Source organism: Paenibacillus doosanensis (assembly GCF_025060755.1).
Lineage (GTDB): Bacteria > Bacillota > Bacilli > Paenibacillales > NBRC-103111 > Paenibacillus_S > Paenibacillus_S doosanensis.
Map to the genome: position 1 here is coordinate 19,963 of NZ_JANYUY010000016.1, position 14,842 is coordinate 34,804.

Annotated in this window: 8 protein-coding genes and 2 CRISPR repeat arrays (1 of these 10 cut by a window edge); of the genes, 1 reads left to right on the forward strand and 7 read right to left on the reverse strand. The window is 49.5% G+C overall.

Translation table 11 applies throughout. From position 1 onward, the window contains the following. The 6 genes from N0M98_RS13570 to N0M98_RS13595 form a co-directional block, all read right to left on the reverse strand. Positions 1-1,113 carry a Gfo/Idh/MocA family protein gene (locus N0M98_RS13570; protein ID WP_249861054.1) on the reverse strand — a complete coding sequence of 371 codons (1,113 nt, stop codon included), beginning with the start codon at positions 1,111-1,113 and terminating at the stop codon, positions 1-3. A gap of 51 nt (positions 1,114-1,164) precedes the next feature. Next, positions 1,165-2,463 carry an ABC transporter substrate-binding protein gene (locus N0M98_RS13575; RefSeq protein ID WP_259618194.1) on the reverse strand — a complete coding sequence of 433 codons (1,299 nt, stop codon included), beginning with the start codon at positions 2,461-2,463 and terminating at the stop codon, positions 1,165-1,167. A 140-nt stretch (positions 2,464-2,603) separates the two neighbouring features. Continuing rightward, positions 2,604-3,437 (reverse strand): carbohydrate ABC transporter permease, encoded by an 834-nt coding sequence (locus tag N0M98_RS13580; RefSeq protein WP_249861052.1) that lies wholly within the window; start codon positions 3,435-3,437, stop codon positions 2,604-2,606. After that, positions 3,437-4,318 carry a carbohydrate ABC transporter permease gene (locus N0M98_RS13585; protein ID WP_375295482.1) on the reverse strand — a complete coding sequence of 294 codons (882 nt, stop codon included), beginning with the start codon at positions 4,316-4,318 and terminating at the stop codon, positions 3,437-3,439. Before N0M98_RS13585 ends, N0M98_RS13580 begins: the two co-directional genes overlap by 1 nt. 135 nt (positions 4,319-4,453) lie before the next feature. After that, positions 4,454-6,070 (reverse strand): response regulator, encoded by a 1,617-nt coding sequence (locus N0M98_RS13590; RefSeq protein WP_259618195.1) that lies wholly within the window; start codon positions 6,068-6,070, stop codon positions 4,454-4,456. Continuing rightward, positions 6,067-7,872, reverse strand: coding sequence for a sensor histidine kinase (locus tag N0M98_RS13595; protein ID WP_259618196.1), 1,806 nt, complete (start codon positions 7,870-7,872; stop codon positions 6,067-6,069). Before N0M98_RS13595 ends, N0M98_RS13590 begins: the two co-directional genes overlap by 4 nt. A 483-nt stretch (positions 7,873-8,355) precedes the next feature. Continuing rightward, positions 8,356-9,125: a CRISPR direct-repeat array (repeat unit 32 nt; unit sequence ATTTCAATCCACGCACCCGTGCAGGGTGCGAC). 653 nt (positions 9,126-9,778) lie between these two features. On the opposite strand from N0M98_RS13595, the gene N0M98_RS13600 reads away from it, so the two are divergent. Beyond that, complete coding sequence (locus tag N0M98_RS13600) at positions 9,779-10,528, forward strand: class I SAM-dependent methyltransferase (protein WP_249861049.1); 750 nt, start codon at positions 9,779-9,781, stop codon at positions 10,526-10,528. 97 nt (positions 10,529-10,625) lie between these two features. Here the strand turns inward: N0M98_RS13600 and N0M98_RS13605 are convergent, their stop codons facing one another. Then, entirely contained in the window at positions 10,626-11,828 is a 1,203-nt protein-coding gene (locus N0M98_RS13605; RefSeq protein ID WP_259618197.1) for a DUF5780 domain-containing protein, read from the reverse strand. A 767-nt stretch (positions 11,829-12,595) separates the two neighbouring features. Then, a CRISPR array of direct repeats spans positions 12,596-14,842; the repeat unit is 32 nt; unit sequence ATTTCAATCCACGCACCCGTGCGGGGTGCGAC; it runs 123 nt beyond the window's last position.

Below are 14,842 nucleotides of genomic sequence, written 5' to 3' on the forward strand. Positions count from 1 at the left end.
TTAATCCAGTGCGTTAAGCGGCAGCTCCATAGGCAGCGCAGCCGGCCTTGCGCAGCTGCTTTCGACGAGATAATGCCGGCCTTCGCGAGAAGCGATATGAAACCCGTGCATCAGCTCCAGCACGTGGTACGCCAGTTCCCCGTTCGCCCGGTGCATACGGCCGCTGCGGATCGCATGGGCCATATCGGCCACGCCGATGCCCCGGCTGTTATCGTTAAAGGCAAATGCCGCCGGAATTTCGGCAAAATCGCTCTGATCGTGGCGCTTCACATATATCGGGCCGCCGAACGTATTCGGATCGGGAACGACCAATGTGCCGGCCGAGCCGTATATTTCGATGCGGGGCAGCTTGCTGCCCCAAACGTCAAAGCTGGTAATGATCGTACCGATGGCTCCGCTGTGAAAATCAAGCACGCCGGCGATGTGGGTCGGCGTTTCCACCGGAATTTTGCGCCCGTAGTCGACTTCTCCCGTAATCGTTCGCTCGGGGAAGGTTACGGCCGCCGAACCGGTCACCCGGCGTACCGGCCCCAGCAGATGGACAAGTGCGGTCAAATAATACGGCCCCATGTCAAACATCGGCCCCGCGCCGACCTGGTACAGGAAATCCGGGTTCGGATGCCAGCTTTCCGGTCCGTGGCTCATGAGAAACGCAGTAGCTGCCACCGGCGTGCCGATCCAGCCGTCGTCGATCAGCTTGCGGCATGTCTGCAGCCCTCCGCCCAGGAAAGTATCGGGCGCGGACCCGACGCGCAGCCCTTTGTCCCGCGCAAGCGCCAGCACGGCTTTACCGTCTTCCAGGCTGACGGCCAGCGGCTTCTCGCCGTACGTATGCTTGCCCGCCCGCAGCGCCTGCAAATGAATGTCGGCATGGGCGTGAGGCACCGTTAAATTCACGACCAGCTCAATCTCGGGGTCGGCCAGCAGCTCCGCAACGGAGCACGCCTTGGGGCTAGCGAACTGCTCGGCTTTGACCCGAGCCCGCTCCACATCCAGATCGGCGCAAGCGGCAATGTCCAGGATGTCAAACTTGCTCCCGGCCTTACAATAAATAGTGCTAATATTGCCGCAGCCGATAATTCCTATCTTCATCTTTGCCGTCACCGGATTCATGCGCCAGCCTCCCTGTTCTTCTGTTTCTCTCCCGTTTTCCGTTCCGCCGGATTACTTCTGCTTCGCTTTGCTTTCCCATACCGTCTGTATTTCATTGAGCAGCTGGTCGCGGTTCAGCTTGTTGCCGACATATTTCTGCAGCGTCGAAGCGATCTCCTGAGCGGCCCCGTCCGGATATTTCGGCCAATGCCAGCCCAGAACCTTGTTATCCTTCACATATTTCATCACATCTTGGCCCGTGCTCCCTACCGATACCGGATCGGCCTCGAAGCTCGTAAAGGCGGGAATAAACTTAAATTCCTTCGTAATGTAGTTTCTGCCCACATCCGATGTGACAAGCCAGTTCAGAAACTCCTTCGCTTCGGCTTTTACCTTCGAATCTTTGCTGATGACCCAGTTGTTCGGCACGTCCACAAACACCTTGTCGTTTAAGGCGACATCATCGTTAATCGGCATCGGCATCAAGCCGACGTTAATGTTCGGATTGACCTTCTGGATCAGCGGAAGCGTCCAGTTCCCGCTTTGCATCATGGCCGCCTGGCCATTGCCGAACGTGGCAATCAGGTTGTTGTAATCCGTTGTCATCTGATTTTTGTTTCCGTATTTCACAATCACGTCCAGCATGTTGACCGCATCGGCAAACAGCGGGTTGCCGGAGAATTTGGCTGAACCGTCGTTAAGCCCTTTAATGAATGCGTCGGGATCGGGCTGCTTGGCCACCGGATTGTTAAAAAACTGTCTGCCGAGACTCGACCATACCTGGAACATGTTGACGAACGGCGTTACGCCGCTGTCCTGCAGCTTTTTGCTGACTTGCTCCAATTCTGACAGCGTTTTCGGCAATGTCGTAACTCCGGCTTTGGCAAACAGATCCTTGTTGTAAACGATGCCATAACCTTCGATATCAACCGGCATGCCGTATACCTTGCCGTCCTTGACCATCGGTTTTTTGGCGAAATCGTACTCATCTTTCACCCAAGGCTGATCGGACAAATCTTCCAGCTGATCCTGCCAAACTTCGAGCTGCCGGAAGCCTTCGTTATTAAAGATGTCCGGCATTTCTCCTGCGGCAAACTTCGTTTTGAGCGCTGTGTTGTAGTCGGTTCCGATCACGGTCTCCACATCCAGCTTTACGCCGGGGTGAGACTTCTCATATTCCTCCTTGAGCTTGTTTAACGCTTCGGAAATTTCTACCTTGCCCTGAAAAATCTTGATCGTTACAGCTTTTTTGGCCTGGCTTGCGTTTTCTGCGCCCGTTCCTTGGGCCGGCTTCTGCTCTCCGCTTGCGCAACCGGCAGTCACGGAAGCGAGCAAAAGAACTGCAGAAGCTGTCGTCAATATACGTTTCATCGAAAAACCCTCCCTTTTTTATTGTCGCACTTTTTACAATATTCATTATATTTGAACGGCCGTTCATCGGGACACTCATAGGTTTGACCAATCAGGTGGATGGAATTGATTGCGCCCCGCGTCCCGATTCACATACGCCGTTAACCTTTGACCGCCCCGGCCGTAATGCCCTCGATAATATGCTTCTGCAAGGAAAGGAAAAAGACGATCAGCGGAGCCATGCTCATCACAAGTGCAGCGAGCGCGAGATCCCATTGATTCGTGTACTCGCCGAATAACGAGTTGATAGCAATTTGAATCGTATGCAGCTGTTTGTTCTGAAGCATAATCAGCGCCAGCAAAAAGTCGTTCCACATCCACAAGCTGTTCAGCAGCACAATGGTTACCGTCATCGGCTTCAGCAGCGGAAAGACGATGCGCCAAAATACGCCATATGGCGAACAACCGTCCACAGTGGCCGATTCCTCAATCTCCAGCGGAATGGAACGGACAAAGCCCTGGAACAAAAAGATGGAAAACGATACGCCCAAGCCGCAATAACAAATCACGATTCCAGGAATGCTGTTAACCAGGTGCAGCCACGAAGCTACCTTGACCAGCGGAATCATGATCGCCTGAAAGGGGATGACCATCGCCATCATAAACATGCCCATAAGCACAAGATGGATTTTACCTGACTTGCGTACGAGCCGGTAAGAAGCCATCGCCGCCATCAGCACTATCCCAATATTCCCGAAAACAGTAATGAGCAGGGAATTTTTCAGCGTCGTAGCGAAGCGCAGCACTTTCCAGGCATGGGTGAAATTGTCCCATTTCCATGATTTCGGCCAACTGGCCGCATTGACCAGCAGCTCGGCAAAGTCTTTAAGCGAGTTCACCAGAACAAAATAAAAGGGAGCGAGAAACAACAAAGCGACCGCAATCAGCAGCAGCTCGACCAGCGCCATCCGCCAGGAATATGTCTCCGAGTTCATTAGAGATCGACCTCCTTGCGCTTCGTGATCGACACCTGCAAAGCGGTAATTACCGCCACCGCCACAAAAAAGAGGAGCGCCTTGGCCGTACCCAAGCCATAGTTGTTGTTAACGAAAGCTTCGTTGTAAATATTCATCGCTACCGACTCCGTCGAATTAAACGGGCCGCCTTTGGTCAGCGAAAAATTAATGTCGAACATTTTAAACGCCCATGAAATCGTCAGGAACAAACATACTGTCGTAATCGGCATAATTAGAGGCAAAATAATGCTTCTTAGCACCTGCAAGCGATTCGCGCCGTCGATGGTCGCCGCTTCGATCATATCTTTAGGCACATTGGTCAGCCCGGCAATATAGATGACCATCACATATCCGGCTCCATGCCACAAAAATACGATGACAAGCGCCCAGAATGCCGTATTCTCCGTGCCAAGCCAAGGCAATTCGAAAAAGGCGCTATGCGTCATTCGGCCGATGGCGGCAAAGCCTTGCACAAAGATGAACTGCCAAATAAATCCGAGCAGCAAGCCCCCCAGCACATTGGGTACGAAAAAAACCGTCCGCAACAGCTTGCGGGTTTTGAAAGCATGGGTCAGCGCATAAGCAAGCAGAAAACCGACAAGATTGGTCAGCGCGACAACCGCTACAGTAAAGCGGGCCGTAAACCAGAAAGCGTGTCCAAAATTGGCGTCCTTCTTCAGCACATAAATGAAATTATCCAGCCCTACCCAGCTTATGTTTCCCGAAACGCCGTTCCAGCTCGTAAATGAATAATACACATTCAGCACAAACGGCAAGGCGATAATCAGCATATACACAAGCACAGCCGGGCCCAAAAAAATGATTTCCTGCATCCAGTTGGTCAGTAACCATTTCCGCACGTTGAAGCCACTCCTTTCTCCACAATGAAGTTATAGTGCGATTATAGCGGCGTTAAAGAGCTATTCCCACACAGAAAATTGTTGAGATTGGTGGACAATTTTGCTTCGGCTTGGTGCGGAGCAGGCGGACCAAGCTTATTCCAGTCGGGATCTGAATTCCTTTGGCGACAGGCCCTCCCATTTTTTGAATACCCTGCTGAAATATTTTTCATCCTGATACCCGACTTGCCGGGCCGCCTCGGCGATTTTGACATGCGGGTTGAGCAGCAGCATCTTGGCCTTATCAATCCGAACTCGGTTCAAGTAATCAATGACATTTTCCTTTAGCTCCATCTTGAATTTACGGGAAATGTACTCCCGGTTTAAATGAAACTGCGCGGAGATATCCTGCAGCGTAATATTTTTCTGGTAATTGGCCTGGATATACTTGGCAATATCATGCATCGTATGCCCGCTTTGCGCTTTCATGATCAGGAACGTTTCCAGCAGCGCGTGCAAATGGTTGGAAACCCGCTCCTGGAACAACACCAGCGAGAACGTTCCCTCATCGTCAATCGGAATCGAGCGGAATTGAATCGATTCCGGCGGCAGCTCCGGCCCGGACTCGCCTTCCTGGAAAAACGCTTCGGTCCAGCGGACCATTAACACGTTGAATTCATCCTGCCACAATTCCAACTGCTGCAAGGAGATCGTCTCCATTCGGTTCAGCTCGTTGAACCATTCCTGCAGCGCGCCGGCCAGCTGCCCGCTTCTTCCGCTCTTTAACGCCAGGCTGATTTTTTCCTCAAATTCGCCGAAACGCAGCGTTCCAAGCCGCATCTCCGCTTCTCTGCGAAATGTATGGAGCCTTGTCCGGCGGTCCAGCAAATTGCGCTGAAGAAGTGCCTTCCGCGCCTGTGAATACGCTTCCTGGAGGCCGTTAGGAAACGGCAGCGCCAGCCCGATGCCAATGTCGAAGCACGTCTGCAGACGGCGGGCGATTTCCCGGCTTATGCCGGAGACGACCGCTTCGGTTTGCTCCAGACTTCCCCACAGCAGCATGCCGATCTCATGTTTGCTGTTCAAATTCCGGAAGGCGGTACCCATTCGGGCGGCATGCAGCGTATCGTTGCAGATGCCGATTAACGCAAATACAAGCGCGCCTTTATCTGAGCCGTACCGTTCGCGAATGTTGCGTTCCATGAATTCGAACCGTAGCACGGCGGCACGGCAAGCGCTTGCACGGCGAAGCGCCGGATATAGCTCCGGGAGCGCTGCAACGTCGCCCGCATATCCTCCCGGCTCCACCATCAGATTGGACAGCAGCTTGTCGCGACGCAGATCTTTGAGCGCCTCAGCCTCCTGGCTGTACGTATGGTCTTGACGGCGTTTGCGTTCTTCTTCCCGCCAGGCGTCAACCGCCCTCTGCATAGCCTCCTGCAATTGGCTTGGCACAATCGGCTTCAGCAAATAATCCGTACCGCCATACTTCATCGTCTGCCGCACATATTCGAAATCGCTGTATCCGCTGATCACTATTTTTTTGCACGTCGGCGCGTGAGAATCCATCCATTCCATCAGTTCAAGCCCGTTTCGAAGCGGCATCATAATATCCGTAAGTACGACCTGCGGCTGCTCCGCCATAATAAGGCGAACCGCTTCCGCGCCGTTATCCGCCTCCAGAATGTCGTCTACCTGCAAAGCATTCCAATCGGCCAGCATACGAATCGTGCTGCGCACATGCGTTTCATCGTCTACAATAAGCACTTTCATGATAGTCCCCCCTCGCCCGTTTCTTGTAAAGGTATGGTCAATCGCACTTTAAAACCGTGCGGTTCGATTCCCGATAGCTCCATCATGCTTTGGTCGCCGTAATACAACCTGAGGCGTTCCAGCACGTTGATCAGTCCAATGCTGTCCCCCCATCGTTCTTCACCCGGGTCCACACGGAACAAATGCTTGCGCAGCTCGTCCAAACGCGCATCCGATACACCGATCCCGTTGTCTTCCACCCACAAGATCAGCGAATTCTCCTCCAACCGAGCTCCCACCTTCAGCATGCCGCCCCCTTCGGTTTGACCGTCGAACCCATGTTTGAAATAGTTCTCGACAAGGGGCTGCACAATCATTTTCGGCACGGAAATGTTGAACGTCTCCTTGGGGATGTCAAAGCAGACCTGAAGTTTGTCTTCGAATCTTTGCATCTGCAATGCGCAGTAATATTTGACGTGCTCCAGTTCCCTTGACAACGGTACGACCGTTTCTTGCGTGTTCATGCTGTAATGCATCATCTGCCCCAGCGAAGAAACCAGCATATACACCTTAGGCGCATTGCTTTCCAGAGCGGAATGGCCGATCGACTGCAAAGCGTTGTTGATAAAATGCGGGTTGATCTGCGCCTGCAGCATGTTTAGCTGATTCGTTTTATTAGCCAGGTTCAGCCGATATTCCCGCAAATACAAATCGTTGATCGTATCCATCATCGTCTGAAACCGTCTGGCCACGATTCCAATCTCGTCCGAACGTTCGATCGGCATCATAGCGTCCAGCTGCCCTGCCTGAATTTTGCTAATATGAGAGATCAGCTGCTTGAGCGGTTTGGTCAGCTGCAAAGATACGATCAGGGTCGCGGCTATGGCGACCAGCAGAAAGCACGTTGCCACGATCATATTAATCCATGTCAAATCGCGCGCGTATTTGTACAGCCGAAAGTCGGGGATACGCTTCACAATCGTCCAATGCAAATAAGGAGTCTTGATCTTGCTGTATACCATAATTCCGGAAAACTCGGATTGGTTCCATTCGAGGTACCCGGAGTCGCCTTCGCTGCCGACAATCCGCTTCATCCAGTCCACCTGAGGCATGTTCCCGATTTCCGCGGTATCCGCCGCATAAACGACTTTTCCCGAATCGTCCAGAATATACAAATCGTGTTGGTCCGCATCAAACAACTGCGAACACAATTTGCTTAGCGCATCAAGCCGAATGTCGATGGATAGTAACCCGAGCCGTTCATTGCTGGGCACACGGAATATCGGGCGATGGATCGTAAATACCAGCTCCGGGGTAACCGGCAGCGACTGGGCGATGCCATAATTGTGGCTTAAGTGGGTAGATTCCGTGTATAACGTATACGGTTTCATATTTTCCGGCAGATCGGGCTGGTATCGGACGGCCCCCTGATTGAAATTGTTTTGGTGGAGCAAGTAAGCGCGCTGCGTTTCATTCACGCTTAAGTACACTTGGTAAATATCACTGACAGAGCGGGACACGATTTGCATGATCGTAAAAAGGTAGGAATCGTTCTGATAATCGGTGAACCCGCTCGTCAGCAGACTGTCCAATGAAACCGTCGAATAAATGGATAACGAGGAATTGGAAACAAGCCCCAAGTAATTCAGCACATTGGTTCTCGTTTCGTTGATCAGCCGCGTATTTTGCTCTATTGCCTGCTGCTTGAGGGAGTTTTTCGTATAGCTGTATGAGACTACAATGGAAAACACAATGGGCACAATCGTCGACGCCAGCAGTAACACGACCAGCTTGCGCCTGATGCTGTTTCGAAAATATCGCACTACAGCCACCTCTTTCGCTTCTCATGCTGTCTTCAATTTACTATTTACTATATCACAAATGGGCCAAAGTCAAGAAGCCAACAAGAATCTTATTACTTTATAACGTTAATGTAAAATATACCAAGAAATCTCCCGCGAAAGTGCGGATTGGAGAGATGAACGGCCCAGACTTTTTTACGTATATTTACATTTATAGTGGACGAAAAAGAAATGCACATAAAAAAACCCCTCCCACGGCGAAGTTGATGTTACCCGTAGAGGGGATTATTTTCAAATAATAATGAGTTAAATATCTTTTGCCATATGCGGTTTGCTATAATGGCTAGTTCCTCTGGAGCCGACGAGGATTCTTCCTCCCTTGTCTCTCTCCAAAATTGGTAAAGCACGGCTAAATTCATTTTTATAGAATAACTCCGCGTCCTTCGTCCAATGATACTTGTCATAACTCAGTCTAACGTTACGCTCAGATTAAAAAGTGGCGCCATTTAAATCCGCGCATCCGTGCGGGGTGCGACGGCTTGCATAATCGTTACTCCATCCAGTCCGCAATTTCAATCCACGCACCCGTGCAGGGTGCGACCTTAACAACTAAAAGCGTTAGCCACTTGTAAAGGTATTTCAATCCACGCACCCGTGCAGGGTGCGACTTTCATTCGGAAATATTTTCAATGCGTATGAGCATTTCAATCCACGCACCCGTGCAGGGTGCGACTTTGTGGACATCCTCGGAGGCGTTATTGATTGGCACATTTCAATCCACGCACCCGTGCAGGGTGCGACTTTAGATAATCTGCCTAACTCAGTACTAGTCATAGAATTTCAATCCACGCACCCGTACAGGGTGCGACAGATCCAATAACAGGTGTCCCTTTCATCTTTGAAATTTCAATCCACGCACCCGTGCAGGGTGCGACGTTTCTCAACATGACCGGCTACGATCCGCTGCTGACCATTTCAATCCACGCACCCGTGCAGGGTGCGACGGCAATAAAATAGCCCCGATCGGCTCGGGGATGTAATTTCAATCCACGCACCCGTGCAGGGTGCGACAATTCCATACCGAACGACGCTATCACCCTGTCCTTATTTCAATCCACGCACCCGTGCAGGGTGCGACGGATTAATTCGGTACCGATTGTTACAACGTCATACATTTCAATCCACGCACCCGTGCAGGGTGCGACTTGCAAGCTCTGATCCGCATTATTAACCCGATTCACCATTTCAATCCACGCACCCGTGCAGGGTGCGACTCCGATTTTCAAGGATTATTAACCCTGAAAAAGGTTTATTTGGTTTAATCATACACCCAATCTACTGAATAAGCCATAAGATATAGAAGCATCGTTATAATCCGATAGCACCATTCGATTTCGCACAGGTGCGAATCCCCCGGGAAATTCATGTTCGCTTCACATTCGCACCACGATCTAGCGGCTGAGTCAGCAGCCTTACAAGTCCCATTCGCTTTCGCGTCCAGCTTCGCGGCGCATGTATTTTCCACAATGAAAAGCAGGAAAAATCCTCCACGATACTGCGGCATTCCCGCGGCCAAACCATAAACATTACAATCCTCTTCCGCGTTAAAGTAAATGAATGTTCCAATAGAAGGGGCTGACTTTGAGTAACCATTCAAGAAAATTCTTCCATCCACTACGCTCAGTGAAACATATTCATAAAATGTTTTTGCTTATTGATTGCCCCTCCTCTTCGGAATATAATTAAAACAATCTTTCAAATGAGGTGAAATGGATGTCTTTCCGTATCGTTCGAGATATTTAGTCTTCGGGCTGGAAAAAACGCGTACCAGCCGCTAAGGGGGCAGTCTGCCCTTTTGGTTTCATGAAGCTAAGAACATCGAATGATATCGGTCTGCTTCTCATCCTCATTGGAAGGTGGAATAACATTGAATCCATTAGAATATAAAGAGTTTTATAATAAAGTCGGAAAAGTAAACGGTTGGGATTTCAGCAATGTGAAATGCGTTTCTGAAGGGACCAAATGGGATTTGTATCGTGAAGTAACGAGCGTTTGCAAGAAATCGGATATATTGCTTGACATTGGCACTGGCGGCGGGGAAGCGATTTTATCGATCGCTGATTCTGCACTACTCCTGATTGGGATTGACCAGTCCACGGGAATGATTGAAACTGCAACTAAAAATTGGGCTATATCAGGCTTACCTAATGTACGCTTTCTAAAGATGAATGCTGAGAATTTGGATTTTCCTGATAACTTTTTTAATGTTGTCTCGTGCAGAAATTCGGAATTCTATGCTAAAGAAGTCGCAAAAGTATTAATGAAGGATGGTTCATTCCTCACTCAGCAAGTAAGCGAAAACGATAAATCGAATATAAAAGAAGCGTTTGGAAGAGGACAGGCTTTTGGAACAAAGGCAGGTACATTAAAGCATCAATATATGACTGAACTAAGCGAAGCGGGCTTTAGCGACATTCGGTCATTTGAGTTTAATGTTATCGAATATTACCAAACAGCTGAAGATCTGATTTTTTTACTAAAACACACTCCCATTATTCCCGACTTTGGACGGACTGAGATCGATTTCCAGATACTCCGACAATTTATTAAGGAGAATCAAACGGAAAAAGGGATTAGAACCAACTCGGAACGCTTTATCATCATGGCCAAACTATAGATAATGTAATACCAGATGCAAACAGGATACTCGTTAATCGGGTATCCTTCTTTTTTAGATAGTGTTAACCAAGTACAACCCACTAACCGTTGATCGTTCAATGCAGAGGTTTTTCTTTGTATTCATCCACCCAATATTCGTAATAGGGATTTGTCCACTTAGTACCATCATAATACTCCACTTCTTTTACACATGAAATTACCGTTTTAATCCCATGAGATTCATCGAGTCTCCAGCCTTTGTCTTCTCCAAAAGTCGCTTTGGAAACAATATTAACATTTTCAGCATTACCAACATACTCAAAGGGGGCATCCGTAAAACTGAATTGCGATTTAATCTTAATTGGTAACCCGTTTGTATCATAACCTAAAAATGAAACCTTCATGTTCTTTACTGTCTTATCGGAATTGTTACGGACAATGACTTGAAGTATATCAGGATACAATGCTTTATATCTGCTATCTTGAACAATAATACCTGCTTTTTCAACAACCACTTCTTGACTCGCTTTCGTTTCTTCCATTTTCTTCTTTCGTTCCATTGCTTTCTTTTCTTCATTCAATTTTTCATAACTGGCTTTTTTGGCGGAAATATCCGAATCATTGGGCAAGAGAACCAATGTATCACTTAAAATGCCGATTGCTTTTTCATAATCAGTATTGCTGGATAACTGCTCAGCTTCTTGTAAGGAGGCGGCTTTATATTCAAGTGTATTGGTAGAGATCAATTCTTGCGCCTTGGCATAATTCTCATCGTCTGTAACTACTTTTTTCAGCTCGCTTATTCCATCTTTTAGATTTTTATTAGCAATGAATTCCTGACCTTTTTTAAAAGAAGTTCTTGAATCATTAAGTTTATTGATATTATTCACTGCCGCTTCTACGTCCGCTTTAAGCAATTCTAATTTTTTGATGGTGTCTAATGCAGTGGTAGCTTTCTGATAATCGATTTTATTGGTCTTGAAATCCTGATTGATTGTATTCAATTCCTCTTGGATAAAGCTTTCTGCTTCCTTTTCCTTTTCCGAATTCCCCTTGATTTTTTGATTATAGACGGTAATAGCATCCGAATATTGATTCGCTAAAACTGCATTTTTGAATTTAGCAGAAGGAGTATTCAGTAGTAGCAAGGTCACCCCTATTACAATGAGAACGCCCATACCAACACTGCTGAGAATAACGAATTTCTTCCTCTTTACCGGACTTGTAGCTTTATGAGTTAAAATTTTCGTTCCGCACTTGCTGCAAAATACAATATCATCTCCGAGCACTTCATTTCCGCATTTCTTACACGTCTTCAAACTAATACCTCCTACTACTCCAAATATTACATTTTTTTCTTATTTTAATCTAAAGTAGGACTATACGACCAGTAAAATATTAACAAATATAATCCAAAAGTCACTGTTTTGTTTAAAGTGATATTGAAATATTCCCCATTTCGATGCAGCATATCCGGGAAGCAGTTCCATTAACCATTTGAGATCGTCGTGCCGGGAAATTTGGCGAAAATACTCGTCTATGGCTTTAATAGTGTGGAATTCATAAGGAGCCGCCAAAAATTAATACGATAACCTTGGCTATGGTAACGTATGCTTGTGAGCCTTCGACCTGACACAATTTCCGCTTGCACACTGCTCGCAGCCCCCTCTTGCCCCAAAATGACAAAAACCGCACGGTTGTTAGCCCCGCGCGGCTCGAAAACAATAAAAAGGTTATCCGTTATTCTATGAAGATTGGAGTTGGGTATGGAAATCGCTCAGTTCAGTCGAATAGAGCGGTCCTTACATGGTGAGGATGGACAACAAATTCGAAACGTCCGGGTCAAACGGGATATCGCGGTAGAACAGATGATGCCTGTCATTCGTAAATTAAACCATCTGCGTTATGACCGAAATAACGAACAAGAGCGCCAGTCCTTCTCTTCAGGAATGCCTAGTGTCCGATAAAGTTGATCGTAAGGATAAGTTAAAGGGTCGAAATGAAGGGAATGTCTACATACTGCCCTTTCAGCCAGAACTTGGGATGCGACTACACTAGTTCCGGTATCCCCAATAACTCCAGCGCTATTTCAATCCACGCACCCGTACGGGGTACGACACGCTCGCCAGGTGCTTACGCATACGGCGGGAAATTTCAATCCACGCACCCGTGCGGGGTGCGACTCAGCGAGTACCAGCTGCGCGCCGCGATCCTGCTCATTTCAATTCACGCACCCGTGCGGGGTGCGACATTCGCATTTGTTCCAAAAAAAATTGATACGTATGAAATTTCAATCCACGCACCCGTGCGGGGTGCGACTACCTACCGGGCCAAGCACGCGTAAAAGCCCGGTACCCATTTCAATCCACGCACCCGTGCGGGGTGCGACTCGGCGACGCGATTGTTAGGATCAAAATCATAGTAGTTATTTCAATCCACGCACCCGTGCGGGGTGCGACGTATTATTTTTGATTCCCGATGCGGTATAGTAATTCGATTTCAATCCACGCACCCGTGCGGGGTGCGACTCCGGGAGGATGCCCAACTTTTCGAGTGTCTTGACTTATTTCAATCCACGCACCCGTGCGGGGTGCGACTAAGGACGGGTATGAGGTGGCAGCGTACGACGAGATTTCAATCCACGCACCCGTGCGGGGTGCGACAGGTCCATCGTGTCGGACTCGACCAGCGCATAACGATTTCAATCCACGCACCCGTGCGGGGTGCGACATCAAGTTTGGTTTCGACCCTCGTCAAGCGCTGAAATTTCAATCCACGCACCCGTGCGGGGTGCGACGCTTACTGTTTCGTCATATCCGCGGTACGGTCCCTATTTCAATCCACGCACCCGTGCGGGGTGCGACGTGTACGCCCATTCATTCAAAGAGTACGAGCTATTTCAATCCACGCACCCGTGCGGGGTGCGACGGTAATCGTCACGCTTGCAGCCGTAACGCCGCTATTTCAATCCACGCACCCGTGCGGGGTGCGACCGTTTTTGGCCGATAGAGGTTACGCCTGAGAAAGCATTTCAATCCACGCACCCGTGCGGGGTGCGACGCTAGACCTCATTGGACTGGGAAAAGGGGAGCAATTTCAATCCACGCACCCGTGCGGGGTGCGACAAAATCCGCAAAACTTATAGTGCGAGTAGGTAAAAATTTCAATCCACGCACCCGTGCGGGGTGCGACGGTCTGGGGAGTTGGTTGACCCGACCTGGTATGTGAATTTCAATCCACGCACCCGTGCGGGGTGCGACGACCGGATCGATTTTATCCCCTCCGTTGAGATCGAATTTCAATCCACGCACCCGTGCGGGGTGCGACGATGGAGGAGAGGAAGATCAATGTTTGGTCTTGATTTCAATCCACGCACCCGTGCGGGGTGCGACACAAGGCGCTGTCGCCCTTAATTGCATCCTCTGATTTCAATCCACGCACCCGTGCGGGGTGCGACTGGGAGCGCACATCGTTCGGTGCGAGATTTAACATTTCAATCCACGCACCCGTGCGGGGTGCGACATGATCCGCATCGGGGCCGATTATAGCGATGCCCATTTCAATCCACGCACCCGTGCGGGGTGCGACCCCCGTACCCGGTCGGCTGTCTCCGTATGGTATTGCATTTCAATCCACGCACCCGTGCGGGGTGCGACTGTCGAAATCGACCACGTCCCGTTCATCCCAAATATTTCAATCCACGCACCCGTGCGGGGTGCGACCATCATCTCCCTTCGAATTGTTACGGAAGCAGCAAATTTCAATCCACGCACCCGTGCGGGGTGCGACTTTGGTATCGTGCTGCCCACGTTGTCAAAAAGCCATTTCAATCCACGCACCCGTGCGGGGTGCGACGATGACGCGTGCGCAATTTGAGGCGATTATGTAGGAGGAATTTCAATCCACGCACCCGTGCGGGGTGCGACTTTCCGGGGTTCGGATTACTCGGGAGTATCGCTATTTCAATCCACGCACCCGTGCGGGGTGCGACTAGTGATACGTGCGTGTGGCGGAGGCTATGTGGGATTTCAATCCACGCACCCGTGCGGGGTGCGACTGATAGTTACCCTTTGGGAAACCTATCGAAGAAATATTTCAATCCACGCACCCGTGCGGGGTGCGACCAGGGCGAGATGTGCGGGGAGACGATCGATCCGATATTTCAATCCACGCACCCGTGCGGGGTGCGACGACTTCTTTGCTTACGAGACGGTCTGATCTCACGAATTTCAATCCACGCACCCGTGCGGGGTGCGACTTAACTCCAGTGATTTCCTCAAAAACATCCGCGTCATTTCAATCCACGCACCCGTGCGGGGTGCGACGGCCATAT